General features: G+C 57.7%; 17 protein-coding genes. 6 read left to right on the forward strand and 11 right to left on the reverse strand.

The window, feature by feature from the left end; genetic code table 11:
• Positions 1–213 precede the first annotated feature (213 nt).
• Both ABJM03_RS01135 and ABJM03_RS01140 read right to left on the reverse strand, forming a co-directional pair.
• Complete coding sequence (locus tag ABJM03_RS01135; protein WP_348415012.1) at positions 214–2,238, reverse strand: PhoX family phosphatase; 2,025 nt, start codon at positions 2,236–2,238, stop codon at positions 214–216.
• 122 nt (positions 2,239–2,360) lie between these two features.
• Positions 2,361–3,539, reverse strand: coding sequence for an FAD-binding domain-containing protein (locus ABJM03_RS01140; RefSeq protein ID WP_348415013.1), 1,179 nt, complete (start codon positions 3,537–3,539; stop codon positions 2,361–2,363).
• Positions 3,540–3,683: 144 nt separating this feature from the next.
• Between ABJM03_RS01140 and ABJM03_RS01145 the strand changes: the two genes are divergently transcribed.
• From ABJM03_RS01145 to ABJM03_RS01165, 5 genes are all read left to right on the forward strand, one after another.
• Entirely contained in the window at positions 3,684–4,334 is a 651-nt protein-coding gene (locus tag ABJM03_RS01145) for an ATP-dependent Clp protease proteolytic subunit (protein WP_348415014.1), read from the forward strand.
• Positions 4,335–4,466: 132 nt separating this feature from the next.
• Positions 4,467–5,732 carry an ATP-dependent Clp protease ATP-binding subunit ClpX gene (clpX, locus tag ABJM03_RS01150; RefSeq protein ID WP_348415015.1) on the forward strand — a complete coding sequence of 422 codons (1,266 nt, stop codon included), beginning with the start codon at positions 4,467–4,469 and terminating at the stop codon, positions 5,730–5,732.
• Between the two features lie 65 nt (positions 5,733–5,797).
• A complete protein-coding gene (locus tag ABJM03_RS01155) occupies positions 5,798–6,157 on the forward strand; it encodes a Rid family hydrolase (RefSeq protein WP_348415016.1) in 360 nt (119 codons plus the stop codon).
• A gap of 90 nt (positions 6,158–6,247) precedes the next feature.
• A complete protein-coding gene (locus ABJM03_RS01160) occupies positions 6,248–6,631 on the forward strand; it encodes an NADH:ubiquinone oxidoreductase subunit NDUFA12 (protein WP_348415017.1) in 384 nt (127 codons plus the stop codon).
• Entirely contained in the window at positions 6,631–6,999 is a 369-nt protein-coding gene (locus tag ABJM03_RS01165) for a DUF2155 domain-containing protein (protein WP_348415221.1), read from the forward strand. The genes ABJM03_RS01160 and ABJM03_RS01165 overlap by 1 nt, the downstream gene beginning before the upstream one ends.
• Here ABJM03_RS01165 and aat read toward each other — a convergent pair.
• From aat to ABJM03_RS01210, 9 genes are all read right to left on the reverse strand, one after another.
• Complete coding sequence (gene aat, locus ABJM03_RS01170; protein ID WP_348415018.1) at positions 6,963–7,598, reverse strand: leucyl/phenylalanyl-tRNA--protein transferase; 636 nt, start codon at positions 7,596–7,598, stop codon at positions 6,963–6,965. The genes ABJM03_RS01165 and aat overlap by 37 nt on opposite strands.
• A 5-nt stretch (positions 7,599–7,603) precedes the next feature.
• Positions 7,604–8,956: an acetyl-CoA carboxylase biotin carboxylase subunit gene (gene accC / locus ABJM03_RS01175; protein WP_348415019.1), complete on the reverse strand. Its 1,353-nt coding sequence runs from the start codon at positions 8,954–8,956 to the stop codon at positions 7,604–7,606.
• Positions 8,957–8,968: 12 nt separating this feature from the next.
• Positions 8,969–9,466 (reverse strand): acetyl-CoA carboxylase biotin carboxyl carrier protein, encoded by a 498-nt coding sequence (accB, locus tag ABJM03_RS01180; protein WP_348415020.1) that lies wholly within the window; start codon positions 9,464–9,466, stop codon positions 8,969–8,971.
• 172 nt (positions 9,467–9,638) lie between these two features.
• Complete coding sequence (locus tag ABJM03_RS01185) at positions 9,639–10,886, reverse strand: calcium-binding protein (RefSeq protein WP_348415021.1); 1,248 nt, start codon at positions 10,884–10,886, stop codon at positions 9,639–9,641.
• A 297-nt stretch (positions 10,887–11,183) separates the two neighbouring features.
• Entirely contained in the window at positions 11,184–11,936 is a 753-nt protein-coding gene (locus ABJM03_RS01190) for an ABC transporter ATP-binding protein (protein ID WP_348415022.1), read from the reverse strand.
• Between the two features lie 34 nt (positions 11,937–11,970).
• On the reverse strand, positions 11,971–12,732 hold the full coding sequence (locus tag ABJM03_RS01195) for an ABC transporter ATP-binding protein (RefSeq protein ID WP_348415023.1): 762 nt from the start codon (positions 12,730–12,732) through the stop codon (positions 11,971–11,973).
• 12 nt (positions 12,733–12,744) lie between these two features.
• A complete protein-coding gene (locus tag ABJM03_RS01200; protein ID WP_348415024.1) occupies positions 12,745–13,944 on the reverse strand; it encodes a branched-chain amino acid ABC transporter permease in 1,200 nt (399 codons plus the stop codon).
• A gap of 3 nt (positions 13,945–13,947) precedes the next feature.
• On the reverse strand, positions 13,948–14,979 hold the full coding sequence (locus ABJM03_RS01205) for a branched-chain amino acid ABC transporter permease (protein WP_348415026.1): 1,032 nt from the start codon (positions 14,977–14,979) through the stop codon (positions 13,948–13,950).
• 122 nt (positions 14,980–15,101) lie between these two features.
• Entirely contained in the window at positions 15,102–16,466 is a 1,365-nt protein-coding gene (locus ABJM03_RS01210) for a substrate-binding protein (protein ID WP_348415027.1), read from the reverse strand.
• A 236-nt stretch (positions 16,467–16,702) separates the two neighbouring features.
• Between ABJM03_RS01210 and ABJM03_RS01215 the strand changes: the two genes are divergently transcribed.
• On the forward strand, positions 16,703–18,016 hold the full coding sequence (locus tag ABJM03_RS01215) for a helix-turn-helix domain-containing protein (RefSeq protein ID WP_348415029.1): 1,314 nt from the start codon (positions 16,703–16,705) through the stop codon (positions 18,014–18,016).
• Positions 18,017–18,087 lie beyond the last annotated feature (71 nt).

The following is an 18,087-nucleotide window of genomic DNA, read 5'->3' on the forward strand; positions in this document are numbered from 1 at the left end:
AATCTGCGCTGCGGCGGGCATCGGGCCTGCCGCAGCGTTTTTATGACCGGTGTTCTCTTTCGGGTGGTGAAAGGGCGGCCAATGGATCTGATGCCAATCTGATTTCAGGTGTTCGTTTTCACCTATGCCGATGTAGCGGTTTCCCGAATAAAATATGGCTCCGCCCGAAGGCGAAGCCAATGTTGTGCTGAAATACTTCTTTAAAGAATGAGGTTAGACGGCGATTTTACCGCCACCTTGCTTGGTCACGACAACCACAGAGGGGCGCGGTGGCATCGCGTGGTCAAAGTCGGGCCAGCGGGTTGCCGGATCTTCAAATGTGCTGTCGCGCTCGAAACCGGGGATGTCTTTTGTGCCATCCGTGCCGGGGTGTTGCACGGCGACAAACAGGGTTTCGCTGTCGTCGGTAAAGTAGGGGCCGCACATCTCGCCGCCGATGGGGCAGCGGAAGAACAGTTTCGACGTGCCGCGGGCCTCGCCTTCGGTTTCCACCGCATAGAGCCCGTCCGATTTACCCGTTTTGCCCCAGTTGGAGCCTTGGTCCGTAGAGACCCAAAGGCGGCCATCCGCATCCATTGCCGCGTTGTCAGGGGAGCCGAACCAGCCGTTTTCGGAGGTTTCAGGGTTCCAGACCGCGCCGACTTCGGCCACGGACGGATCGCCGCAACGCACAAGGATCGACCAAGTGCCGCGTGTGGCACCGTGATCGCCGCCGTCTTCCTTGACCTCGATGATATGGCCAAAGGAGCTTTCGGGGCGCGGGTTGGCCGCGTCCACCTGATCGGGTTTGCGTTTGGAGTTGTTGGTGAGCATCAGATAGACCGAGCCATCGCCGCGCGGTTGCGCGTCTTCGGGACGGTCCATAGGTGTGGCACCCAGCAAATCGGCAGCAATGCGCGTGTCGATCATCACATCGCCTTGGTCGTTAAAGCCGTTCTCGGCGGTCAGTGGCCCCTCACCATGCACCAGCGGCAGCCATTCAACAGTGCCGTCCTCGTCAAAGCGCGCCACGTAGAGGATACCGTCGCTCAGCAGTTTTGAGTTGGCGGCGTTATCGTCTGACAGCGTGCCATTGGAGACATATTTATACTGATAATCAAAGCGGTTATCATCGCCGGAATAAACCACAAGGCGGCCGTCAGAGGCCAGCGTGGTCTCACACCCTTCATGGCGGAAGCGGCCAAGGGCGGTGTGTTTGACGGGCATGGCGTCAGGGTTGCGCGGGTCTACTTCGACAACCCAGCCAAAGCGGTTCGGCTCGTTCGGCTCTTTGTCGATGTTAAAGCGGTCATAGCGGGTGCCCCAGTTGTACCAGCGGCCCGGCACGCCGTAGCGGTCCATCTGCTTGGCCTCTGGCTGGGCGCTGATGTCGGGCTTGCCGTCCGCATCCAGCTTGTCGGTCCAGAAATACCCGTGGAAGTTTTCCTCGGCCAACAGGTAGGTGCCCCAAGGGGTCATGCCACCGGCACAGTTGTTGAGCGTGCCAATGATGGTCATGCCCTCGGGGTCCTCGTTTGTCTGCATACGCGCATGACCTGCGGCGGGGCCGTCGATGGTCATTTTGGTGTTCAGCGGTGTGATGCGACGGTTGTATTTGCCATTGCGCTCAACGCGCCATTGGCCGGTGGTCTCTTTTTCGATCTCGACCACGGTGCCGCCGTGCGCAGCCATTTCAATGTCGATCAGCTCGGGCGTCATGCCGGTGAAATCGACCTTGTCCTGACGGCCAATGCCGGAGAACATGACTTCTTCGTTGGTGTATTCGTGGTTCACACAAAGCAGGCCGCGGGTGCCTGCGTCATTCAGCGCGGTAAAGCCGACATAGTCGTTGTTATAGCCGAACTGCTGCAGCTGGGCCTCGGCGGTTTGGTTCATCACGTCGAATTCTGGCGCGTCTGCTGTGATTGGGTCGCCCCAGCGCAACAGGATTTCCGCGTCATAGCCTTCGGCCACGTGGTGCATCGTGTCATTGCCCCAGGCCAGCTCGGTAAAGTTATAGCGTGAGGTACCCGCTGCGGCCGCCTGTTTTGGCGCGATCATCGCGGAAGTGCCAAAAAGTGCAGTCGTCGTGGTGACCGCCAGCGCGCCCTTGAACATGTCGCGGCGGGAATAGCGCGCTGCCACAACCTCGCCGATGGTGCGGCTCAGGTTCGGGTTTGTCGGGATATCGTCAAACGCCTCGTAGGCTTCGGCTTTGTTGCCGATGCTTGGGTCTTGAATGATGTCTTTGCGATTCATGGCGTGCTCCGGTGCTGGCGAGATTAACAAGTTGTTAGCCTTCTGGCGCGATTCCGTCACAAATTTATGACGCTAATGTTGCGCTATCGTAACGGGGGCAATTTTTGGAAATTGTCCGGGCGTCAGCCTGCGAAACGATCCAGCAGGTCGGGAATATGTTTGCGGAACTTAAAGAACCCCGCCGTGGCAAGCGGCCATGCGGCGCTGTCAATGGGGCGGCGGTGTTCGGACAGGGGGAGCGTGGCGGCAATTTCTTGCAGCACAGGGCGCATTGATCCGACAGGGGCGTGGGGCGTTATAATATGGTCAATTTCCTCGGCCTTGGCCCAATCGGTGACGGCCTGCGCATCATCCAGAATCTTTGCATCTGGCCTGTGGTCGTTCAAAAGCTGTTCGCGAAACTCAGTCACCATCGGCGCTATGTGCCACGGGCTTTGCCCTGTGGTGGCATCGAGATAAGCGGTTGCATGGGGCGTCAGGCCAAGCTGGTCCATGGCCCCTGTGTCAATATCGTCGGAATGCAGCAACAAACCCACGCGCCCTGTTGGCGGGGCGGTGATCGGCGCAATTTCGGGGATGTTTTTTCGGTCAACAATGGCACCGCTCTCGGGCGGTGTGGCTGCGCAGGCAAGGCCCGGTGTATCGGCAAACCGGCCATTGGTGAATTTCGCGATGTTTTCGGGGTCGGCAAGGTATGTTTTGCCCTGCGTTTGTATGCCCGCAACCCAACGCCAGCTCAGCGTATTGACCGCCGCATCGCCATCCAGCAGGTGGCGCAAGAAAAAATCAGCGCCCAGTTGCCAAGGAAGGTCCAGCGTAAATATCCAGATCGAGGCGAACCACATGCGCGCATGATTGTGCAGATATCCCGTTTGCACCAATTCCTGCGCCCAGTGATCAAACGCCTCGATGCCGGTTTGCCCCAAACAGGCCTCTTCCCAACGCTGGCGCAGACCCGATTGCGTTTGCACCTCATTGTGCAAGCGCTCCAGATCGCTGCGGTAGCTGTCCCAGACGGCGGGCCGCTGCTCCATCCAGCCTTTCCAATAGGGGCGCCACCAGACCTCCATCAGGAATTTATCGGCCTCGCGGGCGTCCATCCGTGCCAGAATGGCACGGCTGACATCTGCCTCGTCGATCACTTTCATACGAAGATACGGCGACAACCGTGAGACAAAGCCTGCATTCTCTGGGCCGGGATCGTAGTTCCGATTGCGGGCGTATTGAACGCCTGCATGGGGCGCAAAAGTGCGCAGTCGGGCGCGGGCTGCGGCTGTGTTGGGCGGGAAGCAGTTGTTCATGGGCGGTCAGCTAGGGCTGGACCAGCGGGATTCAACCAAGGATCGTGTCTTTTGAGGTCTTGAAGCTCCCCACGGCCAAGACTAATCTTGTGGTAACGCTTGGTCGGGTATGGTCCCGCTCAATACGACACAAAGGCAGAGCATATGAACGATCCCGTAGAAACCTATATGAATCTTGTTCCCATGGTTGTGGAGCAGACCAGCCGCGGTGAACGCGCCTATGATATTTTCTCCCGCCTTCTTAAAGAGCGTATTATTTTCCTGAACGGCCCTGTGCATGACGGCATGTCACAGCTGATCGTGGCGCAGCTGTTGCACCTCGAATCCGAGAACCCTTCAAAAGAAATCTCTATGTATATCAACAGCCCCGGTGGCGTTGTGACCTCGGGTCTGTCGATCTATGACACTATGCAATATATCCGCCCGAAGGTATCGACGCTGGTGATCGGGCAGGCGGCCTCGATGGGGTCGTTGCTGTTGCAGGCCGGTGAGCCGGGGATGCGTTTCTCGCTGCCCAACTCTCGCGTGATGGTGCATCAGCCATCTGGTGGTTACCAAGGGCAGGCGACGGACATCATGATCCACGCGCAAGAGACTCAAAAGCTCAAGACGCGCCTGAACGAGATTTACGTCAAACACACCGGCAACTCGTTGAAAAAAGTCGAGGAAGGTCTTGAGCGTGACAACTTTATGTCACCGGAAGAGGCTAAAGACTGGGGCTTGATCGACGAGATCGTAGAGAACCGTGGCAAAACCGAAGATCCGGATGCGCCAGCGCCCAAAAAGGGTAAGTAAGTCACAAAGGCGCGCACTCCGGTTTTCGCGATTGCAGGACCGGAGGGCGTGACCTAGAATGTAGCACAAACCGATTAGCGGCGTATGCCCTGCACGCGCCCACATACACGCATTAGACCTGAAAGGGCTCCCATGGCCAATTCATCCTCCGGCGATAGCAAAAACACCCTTTACTGCAGCTTTTGTGGCAAAAGCCAGCATGAGGTGCGCAAGCTGATTGCAGGGCCAACCGTGTTTATCTGCGACGAATGTGTCGAGCTGTGCATGGATATTATCCGTGAAGAAACAAAGGCATCCGGCCTGAAAGCCACGGATGGCGTTCCAACGCCAAAAGACATCTGCGAAGTGCTTGATGATTATGTTATCGGGCAGGCGATGGCCAAGCGCGTGCTTTCGGTGGCGGTACACAACCACTACAAACGCCTCAACCATGCGCAAAAAGGCGGCGACATCGAGCTGGCGAAATCCAACATTTTGCTGATGGGCCCGACGGGCTGTGGTAAAACATTGCTGGCCCAGACTTTGGCGCGGATTTTGGATGTACCCTTCACCATGGCGGATGCGACCACGCTGACCGAGGCCGGTTATGTCGGTGAGGATGTCGAAAACATCATTCTCAAACTGCTGCAAGCTTCCGAATATAACGTTGAGCGTGCGCAGCGCGGCATCGTCTACATCGACGAAGTAGATAAAATTACGCGAAAATCCGAAAACCCTTCGATCACCCGTGACGTATCGGGCGAGGGTGTGCAGCAGGCGCTGCTGAAACTGATGGAAGGCACCGTTGCCTCTGTGCCACCGCAGGGTGGGCGCAAGCATCCACAACAGGAATTCCTGCAAGTGGACACCACGAACATCCTGTTCATTTGTGGTGGTGCTTTTGCTGGTCTGGATAAGATTATCGCTGCACGCGGCAAAGGCTCGGCCATGGGCTTTGGTGCCGATGTGCGCGATCAGGATGCACGCGGTATCGGTGAGATTTTCACCGACCTTGAGCCTGAAGATCTGCTGAAATTTGGTCTGATCCCTGAATTTGTGGGTCGCTTGCCGGTTCTTGCAACGCTTGAGGATCTGGATGAGGACGCGCTGGTCACCATCCTGACCCAGCCTAAGAACGCCTTGGTCAAGCAATACCAGCGCCTGTTCGAGCTGGAGGACACGCAGCTGACCTTTACCGACGACGCGCTGAGTGCGATTGCCAAACGCGCGATCGAGCGTAAAACCGGTGCCCGCGGTCTGCGGTCGATCCTTGAGGATATTCTGCTTGATACAATGTTTGACCTGCCAGGTCTGGACAGTGTCAAAGAGGTTGTCGTGAATGAAGAGGCGGTGACATCGGATGCCAAGCCTTTGATGATCCACGCAGAAGCGGAAAAAGAGCCTGCCACGGCAGGGTAAGATCAGATCAGTGAAACAATTGGGGCAGGCCGTTTGGTCTGCCCTTTTTTCATGGAGAATGGAATATGAGACGCATTTCATCGGGTGGTGAGTTCGAGGCGAAAGTCGGCTATTGCCGCGCTGTGGTCGCGGGCGGTTTTGTGCATGTTGCGGGCACCGTGGGGCAGGGCGATGATGTCGTGGCCCAATGCCGCGATGCGCTGCGTGTTATCAAAGAGGCGCTCGAGAAGGCTGGCTCGGGCATGGAGCGTGTTGTGCGGGTGACCTACATGCTGCCCGATCGCGCCGAATTCGCGCCTTGCTTCCCGATCCTGTCAGAGACGTTCGGCGCTCACCCGCCCGCAGCCACGATGATCGAATGTGGTTTGATCGACGACAAATACCGCATCGAGATCGAAGTCACGGCGCTGGCGGGGGAGGGTTGACCTCCAATTCTTGAGCGCAGCGCATCGTGCGGCGCTGGACCTTGGGCCGTTTATTGGTCATAACCCTGATAAGATTAGCAGGAGTCTCTCATGGGCATTCTCAACAAATTTCTAAGCGCGGTCACATGGTGGAACGGGCAAACCCTGAACACGCAGCTTTTCACATGGCGCAAGGGCGAACGTGTGGGCGATGATGCGCAGGGCAACATCTATTACCGCAATGCGGATGACTCAAAGCGTTGGGTGATCTTCAATGGTGAGATCGAGGCGAGCCGCATCAACCCTGATTGGCACGGCTGGTTGCACCGGACCTTTGATGAGCCACCCACGGACAGCCCTCTGGTCCATAAAGAATGGGAAAAACCGCATCAGGAAAACCTGACCGGTACCATGCTGGCCTATGCGCCCAGTGGTTCGATCCGGCGGGAAAAGCCTGCGGATCGCGGCGACTACGAGGCGTGGAGCCCCGAGTGATGAAGACCGCCCTGCGCCAGATTGCCCTGTTGGGCGCGCTTTGCGTGGCCACGGCTGCTGCGGGGCAGCAGACCAGTAATGCCAAAGGCGCGATTCTGCGTGCCTTGGATAAGACGTCTGGCACGACGATTGACCTGTCTGTGCCCAGTGGCGCATCCGCCAGCGTCGGACGGTTGCAGATTGTTATGAACGAATGTCGCTATCCTGCGGGCAACCCGTCGGGCGACGCGTATGCCGAGTTGGAAATCTCCGAAACCGGACGGGCAGGCACAGTGTTTTCGGGGTGGATGATTGCCTCGGCACCGGCGCTGAACGGGCTTGAGCATTCACGCTATGATATTTGGGTCATGCGCTGCATCACTTCGTGAGGTGAAGCGTCTGTTGCCGCATGAAAGCGGGCTTGGCGGTTTTTGGCATCGGCAAGTTTTGCATGATACCGGGCGCGCGTGATCTCGATCGCGCCCAATGACGCAAGATGGTCAGTGATGAATTGGGTGTCAAACAGGGTAAATCCGCCCTGCTTTAGACGGTCCACCAAACAGGCCAGCGCGATTTTCGAGGCGTTTGTGCGCCGCGAAAACATGGATTCGCCAAAAAATGCCGCCCCGAGCACCACACCGTAGACCCCGCCAACCAGCATGTCGTCCTCCCACACTTCGAGAGAATGTGCCTGTCCGCGGGCGTGCAGTGCGCAGTAAAGGTCACGAATTTCGGCGTTGATCCAAGTGTCTTCGCGGTCCGCGCAGCCATCCAGAACGGCTGTGAAATCGGTATCTGTGGTGATGGTCCAATTGCTGCGCCGCATCGCGCGGGCAAGCGAGCGGGAGATATGAAAGCCGTCGAGCGGCATAATCCCCCGCATGCGCGGATCGACCCAGAAGATTTCCGGGTCGTCGCGGCTTTCGCTCATGGGAAAGATGCCGACGCTATAGCCGTGCAGCAATAGCTCGGGTGTCAGCTCTCCCATGAGGGTCAGGCTTCGCCGAAGGTGGTTTCCAGCCAGTGCTCAAGCCAGTGGATGTTATACCCGCCGGAATGGATGTCTTCCTCTTGCAGCAGGGCATGGAACAGCGGCACCGTGGTGTCCACACCGTCCACGATCAGCTCGCCCAAGGCGCGGTTGAGGCGCGCAAGCGCTTCGGGCCGGTCGCGTCCATGTACGATCAGCTTGCCGATCAGGCTGTCATAGAAGGGCGGGATCGAATAGCCACCATAAAGCGCGCTATCCATCCGCACACCAAGCCCGCCAGGCGCGTGGTATTGGGTGATCTTGCCAGGGCAGGGGCGGAAATCAGGCAGTTTTTCTGCGTTGATGCGCACCTCGATGGCATGGCCGTTGATCTCAAGATCGTCTTGTTCAAAGGACATCGGCAGGCCGGCAGCCACACGGATTTGTTCACGCACCAGATCAACGCCAAAGATGGCTTCGGTGACAGGGTGTTCCACCTGAAGGCGGGTGTTCATTTCAATGAAATAGAACTCACCGTTTTCATACAGGAATTCGATTGTACCCGCACCGATGTAGTTGATGTTGGCACAGGCATCGGCACAGATTTTACCAATACGCGCGCGTTCCTCGGCGGTGATTGTGGGGCCGGGGGCCTCTTCAAAGACCTTCTGATGACGGCGCTGAAGCGAACAGTCCCGTTCACCCAAATGCACGGCGCGGCCTTTGCCATCGCCAAACACCTGAATCTCGATGTGGCGCGGGGTGGTGAGGTATTTCTCGATGTAGACTTCGTCGTTGCCGAAGTTCGATTTCCCCTCGGCACGGGCCGTTTGATAGGCGCGCTCCATGTCCGCGGCCGTTTGAGCCACTTTCATGCCCTTACCGCCGCCACCTGCTGTGGCTTTGATAATAACCGGATAGCCGATTTCTTCGCCAAGCCTTTGCGCATCTTCGAGGGTTGCAACACCGCCGTCCGATCCGGGCACGCAAGGCACGCCAAGCGCCTTCATCGTGTCCTTGGCGGTGATCTTGTCACCCATCATGCGGATGTGTTCGGCTGTAGGGCCGATAAAGGTCAGATCATGATCTTCGAGGACCTGCACAAAACCGGCATTTTCCGACAGGAAACCATAACCGGGGTGGATCGCTTCGGCTCCGGTGATTTCACAGGCGGCAATGATCGCTGGCACCGACAGATAAGATTGCTGAGAGGACGCAGGCCCGATGCACACGCTCTCGTCTGCCATGCGCACATGCATTGCATCGCTGTCAGCGGTGGAATGCACCGCGACCGAAGCAATGCCCATTTCACGCGCGGCACGGATGACGCGCAGGGCAATCTCGCCACGGTTGGCAACAAGGATTTTGTTGAACATGAAGTGTCCTCCTTATTCGAGGATCACAAGCGGTGCGCCAAACTCAACAGCGGCCCCGTCTTCGACCAGAATGCGTTTGACGGTACCTGCGCGAGGCGCGGGGATGTGGTTCATGGTTTTCATGGCTTCCACGATCAACAGGGTGTCACCTTCGGACACTTGTTTGCCCACGGTGATAAACGGAGCCGCACCGGGTTCGGGCGACGTATATACGGTGCCAACCATTGGTGATGAAACCGCGCCCGGATCGGAGGATGGATCAGCTATAGGTGCAGCAGTGTCAGGGGCCGCCAACGGGGCAGGCGCAGGAGAGGTCATCGCAGGTGGCGCTGCTTGAACAGGGGCTGCTGCGACAACCTGCTGAGGAGGCTTGCGCGAGACGCGTACGTTCAGGCTGTCGTCCTCGGCGTAATCGCGTTTGACCTGCAGTTCTGTCAGATCGTTTTCATTCAGCAATTCCGCCAAAGCGCGGATAAATGCGACATCGCTGTCATGTGTATTCTTTGTCATATGGGTCCCCGACCGTTGCGAAGTGGACGCGTGAGGTGCGTCGTTTGTCAGGGCTTATATGGTAAGGAAGAAGGCATGGAAAGGCGCGACTTTACCATAGGTGATCAACTCTGAAAGCGACACCTGATCAATGGGGGAAAGCCGGGCAGCGCATCGCCGCCCGACAGGTTTTTCACAGCGGAATAATGCTAAAGTCCGAGAGGTTGAATGCGTTAGCGTCCAGATCGGCAAAGGTCACATTCTCGACCGTCAGCAAAGAGCCGCGGTCGATGATTGCGTCGCTTGTCAGGTTGAAAAGCGCGCTCAGATCAATAACTGCATCGCCGCCGCTGAATAGCGTATTCTCGAGGACATCGGCATAGCCCACCCCAGAGGCCTGCAGCGCGGACAGGTCGATCACGTCATCAGAATCAAAATCGGTGATCGTGTCGCGGCCCGAATTCCCGTTGAAAATAAAGACATCTGCACCGGCACCACCGCTCAGCAGGTCATGGCCTGCGCCACCGTCGATCGTGTCATTCTGCGCGTCACCATAAAGTTTGTCATTACCGGCACCGCCTTCAAGCACATCCGCGCCCGAACCGCCCCAGATCTGGTCGTTGCCATTGCCGCCATAGACGTCATCGGCACCGGTGCCGCCAAAGAGGCGGTCGTTGTTGTCGCCGCCGTCGATGATGTCATTCCCGCTGCCGCCATCAACCAGATCATTCCCCGCACCGGCAAGGATCAGGTCAGCGGCCCCATTGCCATAAAGTTGGTCTTTGCCTGCGCCGCCATCCAGCGTGTCACGCCCTGCGCCGCCCTGAAAGCTGTCATCGGCGCTGCCGCCGATCAGGTTATCGTTTCCGTTGCCGCCGCGCACATCTCCGGCTGTGCCGCCAGTGCCGGTTTCCTCGCCGAGAATCGCCGCGTTATAGGTGTCATTGCCTGCCCCGAGGATCACATTGCCAAGGCTGCCACCGTTGAGCACGGTATCATCACCATCCCCCATCAAAACGCCACCGGTGATGGTGCCAAGGGTCAGCGGGCCGCCATCAATGCCCGGAATGACTTGATTGACCAACATATCATTGCCCGCTCCCATCCGGATCTGCCCGTTAAGAGAGCCAGTGTTGAAAAAGCTGTCAAAGCCGTTGCCAAAACGCGCCGAGCCAAAGATCGTGCCGTCGTTGAAAAAATTGCGCCCACCATTGCCCAGCAGGTCAACCGCATAGGCAGAGCCTGCAGCCTTGCTGATCGAGCCGCCCAAAGTATTGGCGATCTCGATGTTTTCAGGCGTGTCTGCGGTGATCGGTCCGGTAAATGTTCCGCTGTTGGTGATGAGGCCGCCAAAGACCGAGAAATCAAATCCGGGGAGGGTTTCAGTGCTTGGGATGTTGCCTTCGAACTGGCCGGAAACTTCGTTAAATATAATTGGCATTGTCGCCTCCTTGGGAAATAATTTCGCCACATTAATGCCGTATTTACCATCGCAGCTAGAAAAAAATCTTATTGTTTCATGTTGGTAGACAAATAAGGCTCAGGGGTGGAACTATGAGTGGGAGAGGGGGCAATGGGCGGGGGTATGGCCTGCGCATTGAGGGGCGCGCAGAATCACTGCGCCGCAAGCGCCCTTTCATATGGGCATTGGGTGCTGCGGCTTCACCAGCTTGCGCGCATGAAAAAAAAGACCCGCAAGAGCGGGTCAATTTATGTAATGCAATGCTTTGTGGTGCCGTCAAATGGCTAGGTATTCCGCCCGCAGGGCTTCGTTCTCAAGCACTTCTTGAGCAGAGCCGTCAAACACCACGCCGCCCGTATCAAGGATCACGGCACGATCCGCGAGCTTGAGTGCACGCACGGCGTTTTGCTCCACGAGGATGGTGGTGATGCCTTGGGCTTTGATGATGCTCAGGGTCTTTTCGATCTCATCGACGATCACGGGGGCTAGGCCCTCGTAAGGTTCGTCCAGCAGCAGCACTTTGATGTCGCGGCACAGGGCGCGGGCGATGGCCAGCATTTGCTGTTCGCCCCCCGATAGCGTTGTGCCTTCTTGCTTTTTGCGCTCACCCAGACGGGGGAACAGCTCATAGACACGCTCAAGCGACCAGCCAAGGGGCGGGGCGATCTGCGCAAGCTTGAGGTTTTCCTCAACCGTGAGGCCCGCGATGATGCGGCGGTCTTCGGGCACCAGGGCAAGGCCCGCGGCGGAAGCCTCGTAGCTTTTCATCTTGTGTAGCGGCTGGTGGTCCAGCCAGACCTCGCCGTGGGTCAGCTGCGGATCACCGATTTGCGCGATGGTGCGCAGGGTTGATGTTTTGCCCGCGCCGTTCCGGCCCAGCAGCGCGAGGATTTCGCCCTCATGCACGTTAAAGCTCACGCCTTGCACGATATAGCTTTCGCCGTAGGAGGCATGGATGTCCCAGACCGACAGGAAGGCGGGGGCGGTTGACGCGTGATTGGCGTTTTTGTCGAGTGTTTGCGTATTCATAACAATGTCCTTTGTTGGGGGAGGCGGGCAGGGGTTACACTTCCTGCGTCTCTCCCAGATAGGCTTCTTTCACCTTTGGGTGGCCTTTGATGTTGTCAGGCGTGTCTTCGACCAGCGGGGTGCCTTGGGCCAATACGGTGATCCGTTCGGCCAAGGAAAAGACCACATGCATGTCGTGTTCGATGATGGCGATGGTGATGTCCCGCTCTTCCTTGATCTGTTTGAGCAGGTCGATGGTGTTGTTGGTATCGGCCCGCGCCATACCGGCGGTCGGCTCATCCAGCAGCAACAGGCGGGGTTCCTGAGACAGGCACATGGCGATCTCGAGGCGGCGTTTGTCCCCGCGTGACATCGAAGATGATTGCATGTCGCGCTTTTCATAAAGCTTCATGTCGTTCAGCATCTTTTTCGCTTTTTCAACGACATCCGCCTCACTGTCGACGCTGCCAATGGCATGCATCGAAAACCCGCCATCGCGTTTGGCAAAGCAGGGGATCAGCATGTTTTCCATCACACTGAGATCACCAAAGATCTCTGGTGTCTGGAAGACGCGCGAAATGCCCATCTGGTTGATCTCGTAGGGTTTGCGCCCCAGCACGGATTGCCCATCGAACATGACGGACCCTGTGTCAGGGATCAGTTTCCCCACCAGCACGTTCAGCAGGGTGGATTTACCGGCCCCATTGGGGCCGATGATCGCGTGGACGCTGTTTTCTTCAACGTTGAGGTTCACGTTCCCCAGCGCTTGCAACCCGCCAAAGCGCTTGTTGACGTTCTTGACTTCGAGAATGCTCATGTCTGGCGCTCCTTATTCGGCAGGGGTTGTTTTGCCCGCAGGCGTGTCAGCATCGGTCTTTTTGCGGCGGAACAGGTTGCCGACGCGTTGGCCGCCTTCCACAAGACCACCAGGCAGGAAGATCACCACCAGCATGAACACAGCGCCCAGCGTGAGGTGCCAACCTTTGCCCACGAAAGGGTAGACGATTGTCACAAAGACATCCTCGATCCCGTCGGGCATAAAGGCAAACCACTGTTCCAGAACCGCTTTGTTGATTTTGGAGACGATGTTTTCCATGTATTTGATGATACCCGCGCCCAGCACAGGCCCGATCAAAGTGCCCGCACCACCAAGGATGGTCATCACGACGACTTCACCGGAGGCGGTCCAGAACATGCGCTCTGCGCCCACCTGAGTGTCCATTGCCACCAGCAACCCACCTGCAAGGCCAGCATACATGCCGGAGATCACGAAAGCCGCCAGCGTGTAGGGCTTGGAGTTCAGGCCGGTGTAGTTCATCCGCTGTTGGTTGGATTTCACCGCGCGCAGCATCATGCCAAAGGGCGAGCGGAAGATGCGGATCGACAGGTAAAAGGCGATCAGCATGACAACGGCGGCAATGTAGTAGCCTGCATTGAAGGTGAAGACCCAGTCTCCGATGGACAGCTCATGGCTTGCTTTCATATCCAGACCAAACAGATTGGCAGTCGGGGTCCGGCCATTGGTCACCGCGCCGTCAAGGATACGAGGATCGTTGACATTGGGTTGAAGGCCCGTCTCACCGCCCGTGATGGGGGTCAGCACGGAATAGGCCAGCGCATAGGACATCTGGGCAAAGGCCAGCGTCAGGATGGAAAAGTAAATTCCCGAACGGCGCAGCGAAATCCATCCCACCAGAAGCGAGAACAGGCCCGCAACGATGACCGAGATGATGATCGCAGGGATCACATTCATGGTCAGCAGTTTCATCATCCAGATTGCAGCATAGGATCCCACACCCAGAAACGCGGCATGGCCAAAGCTGAGATAGCCGGTGAGGCCAAACAGGATGTTAAAGCCAATGGCGAAGATGCCAAAGATCACAAGGCGTTGCATCAAGTCGGGGTAGCCCGCGTTGAACTGCGCCATGGCAGAGCCTTCGGGGAAGGGGTTCAGGATAAAGGGGGCGAGGACACAGAGGGCCGCAACAATGGCCAGCAGTCCTGCATCACGTTTTGTCAGTCCAAGCATGGTCTAGTCCTCCATCACGCCGGCACGGCCCAGCAGGCCACGGGGGCGCGTCAGCAAAATGATGATCGCAACAAGGTAAATGATGATTTGGTTGATGCCGGGAATGACCTCTAGCACGGCACCCATAGAGGCAAAGCTCTCGACCACACCCAGCAGGAACCCCGCCAGCACGGCACCGGGCAGTGAGCCCATGCCGCCGACAACCACCACAACAAAGCTCAGAACCAGAAAATCCATGCCCATGTTATAGTTGGGGGAGTTGATCGGCGCGTACATTGCCCCCGCCACACCGGTCACAGCGGCGGCGATGCCGAACATGATGGTAAAGCGTTTGTCGATGTTGATGCCCAGCAGGCCCACGGTTTCACGGTCCGCCATGCCCGCACGTACAACCATCCCGAAGGTGGTGAACTGCAAGAAGGCAAAGACAGCGCCCACAACCACAGCGGCAAAGCAGAAATAGATCAGACGCCAGTAGGGGTAGATGATCGTATTCGGGTCAAAGCCCAGCATCGCGCCAAAGTCGAAGGAGCCGGCAAAGGCGGCAGGCGCAGGCGTGGGGTAGGGGTTTGCACCGTAGAAATACTTGATCAATTCACCCAGCACGATGGCAAGGCCGAATGTCACAAGGATCTGATCCGCGTGAGGGCGGTTGTAGAAGTGCTTGATCAGCCCGCGCTCCATGATGAAGCCGACGGCGATCATGACAGGGATGGTGAACAGGACCGAGAGGGGCACAGCCCAGTCAATCATCCATTCCCCTGTGCTTTGGCCAAACCATTCGGTGACATAAAGAATGTCGTCGAATTTGGGATTGCCAAGGAAATCCGTGCCCGTAGGCTCGGTCGCCTTATGGCTTAGCGTCAGGATTTTGGAAAAGGTCACAGCGCAGAAAGCACCGATCATGAACAAAGCACCATGGGCGAAGTTAACCACGCCAAGGGTGCCGAAGATTAAGGTCAGCCCCAAAGCGATCAACGCATAGGCGGATCCTTTGTCGAGGCCATTGAGAATTTGAAGAACGAGTGCGTCCATGGTCTGTCCCATCTGTCAAACGTGCCGTACGCCCAGAGGCGGTTGGGGATTTGCGGGCTGTTGGTGGTGTATGAGGCGAGATGCAGGGCAGGCGCATGGCCCGCCCCGCAGGGGGCAGCCGATTAGGCGCCCGGGTTACAATCGCCCAGCGAACCGCCAGCGAACTGTGGGTGATCCACATCGTACATGACTTGCTCTGCCGGTGTAACTTCAACGATTTCAACAAGATCGAATTCGTTTTCTGGGTTCTCTTTGCCTTTCACAACCAGCACGTCTTTGAAGCACTGGTGGTCTTCGGCGCGGTAGAGTGTCGGGCCGTTGCCCAGACCGTCGAATTCGAACCCGGCCATGGCTTCACCAACCGCGCATGGGTTGAACGATTTGCCGCGTGTGACCGCATCCGCATAGAGCAACGTCTGCACATAGCATGTATGCGCCGCCTGCGAGGGCGGGAAGCCGTATTTGGTGCCGAAGGATTTCACAAAGGCGTTTGTACCGGAGTAGCGCGAGCCCAAAGCGTTCTCGAGCGACCAATCCCAGTTCTGCGAACCGATGATGCCTTTGATGTTGGCACCCGCACCGCGGGCCATCAGCTCGGAGTAGAGCGGCACAACGATTTCGAACTGTTTGCCATTCACCGTCTGGTCACGCAGGCCGAACTGTACCGCGTTTGTCAAAGAGTTGACCATGTTGCCGCCGTAGTGGTTCAGCACCAGCACGTCTGCGCCGGACTGGATTACCGGCGCGATATAGGAGGAGAAATCTGTCGCTGTCAGCGGTGTTTTCACAGCTGACACAGTTTCCCAACCCATAGCCTCGGTAGAGGAGCTTACGGCTTCTTCTGTGGTGTAACCCCAGTTATAGTCCGCTGTCAGGTGATAGGCTTTGCGGTCTTTGCCGTATTGGTTGGCAAGGATCGGCGCAAGGGCTGCACCGGACATGTAGGAGTTAAAGAAGTGACGGAAGCCGTTGGCTTTTTTGTCTTTGCCCGTGGTGTCGTTCGAGTGGGTCAAACCCGCCATGAAGATGACGCCAGCCTCTTGGCAAAGCGCTTGAACAGCAACGGCCACACCGGATGAAGATCCTCCCGAGATCATCACGGCGCCGTCTTTTTCAATCATCGACTTGGCAGAAGCGCGTGCGGCGTCTGATTTTGTCTGTGTGTCGCCGGTCACATATTGGACTTTCTTGCCTAGGATGCCTGTCCCGTCCAGCGCCTTGGAGCTGAAGGTTTGCAGCATGCCGCCGTCGCCTTCGCCGTTCAGGTGCTCTACGGCCAGCTCGAAGGCGCGCAGCTCGTCTGCGCCTTCATCGGCGTAGGGGCCTGATTGTGGCACGTTAAAGCCGAGTGTGACCGTGTCACCCTGCGGTGCGTTGGTGTAACCGGAATGGCCATCGGCACGCAGATACGTAGGCAGGGCCAGACCGGCACCGGCGACTGCGCCGGTTTTGATCAGACCGCGACGTGTCGGATTGAAGATTGACATAAGTGTCCTCCCGAAAAAGTTAAAACTGGCACCTTACCTTCTTGTGGGCTTTGGCGCCGGCACGTGTGTCGTGCGGGTTCAGTATTGGAGGGGGAGGGTGGTGGCGCAACATGTGGGTTGATTGGGATGGCGAATTTGTAAATAAATAAACTACGGTTCTGAAAAGGGTGTAAAATTCATGATATTGCAACGCAGAAAGCCATTGATTTCGGGTGTGAAAAGCGAAAGCAGCCGAAATGCCCGTTGAAACCCTCACCGGGAGCAGAATCCGCGAGCGCCGCGAGATGCAGGCGCTCCGGCAGGCCGATCTGGCCCGCGCGATCGGGATATCGGCCTCATATCTCAACCTGATCGAACATAACCGCCGCAGAATCGGCGGTAAGCTATTGCTTGATATTGCCAGTGCGCTGGAGGTCGAACCGCAGACCCTGACCGACGGGGCCGAAGCCGCCTTGTTGGGGGTGTTGGAAGAGGCGGCACAGGCGGCTGGTTTGCCAGATCGTGAATTGGGACAGGCCGAAGCATTCGCAGGCCGCTTTCCGGGCTGGGCCGAGGCGCTTGCGGCCAGTCAACGCCGTGTGGCGGGGCTCGAGCGGACGATTGAAACCCTCAGCGACCGCATGGCCCATGACCCGCATCTTGCGGATTCCATACATGAATTGCTGACCACTGCTGCCGCTGTCCGATCAACGGCAGAGATTTTGGCGGATGACGGGGCGCTTGAACGGGAGTGGCAAGACCGCTTTCACGCCAACCTTGATGTCGACAGCCTGCGCCTCGCTGAAAGTGCGCAGGCGCTGGTGGGGTATCTAGAGCAAACCAAAAACGCCTCGGCACCCGGCAATTCACCACAAGAAGAAGTCGAGGCCTTTCTTGCGCGCCATTCTTTCCATTTCCCCGAGCTGGAGGCCCCGGCAGCGCCTCGGGCCATCGACAGTTTACTGGTGGCACAGGCACGCGGGCTATCCGAAGCGGCGCGGTTTATTCTGCGCGGGGTATTGGAGCAGGTGCGTCTGGATGCTCAGGAGGTGGCCTTGCCTGCATTGGAGCAGGCCGTGGCCCAGGAGGGGCGCGATCCCGTACGGATTGCGCGGCGGCTTGGGGTAGGGGTGCCTGCGGTGCTACGGCGTTTGGCGGCACTGCGCGATTTGGGGGCGGGGCTGGTTGTGTGTGACCGCTCTGGCACGGTGATCTTTCGAAAAACCGTAGACGGTTTTTCGGTGCCGCGCTTTGACAGTTGCTGCCCGCTTTGGCCGCTGTTTACAGCTTTGGGTGCGCCGGGGTCTGTGCTTTATGCACGGATCGGGCAACTGGGACGCGGACGCGTTCAATTTGATGCATACGCATGTAGCGATATTGGCCGCGCTCAGGAATACAATGCACCGGCACCCGCGCGGGGGGTGATGTTGTTGCTGCCCGCTCCGGCAGGAGACGTGAGCGTTGATGTCCATGAAGTGGGGGCGACCTGCCGGATTTGCCCCCATGCCAGCTGTAATGCCCGCCGTGAGCCGTCGATCCTGCGGGCGGATCAAGTGGTGCAAGGGTTTTGACACCTGCGTGATAACGGGGCATCGTGCACTGCGCACAGGCTTTGGATGATCCGGCGAAGACCGGACAGGCA

This window comes from Sulfitobacter sp. (assembly GCF_039977885.1).
Lineage (GTDB): Bacteria > Pseudomonadota > Alphaproteobacteria > Rhodobacterales > Rhodobacteraceae > Sulfitobacter.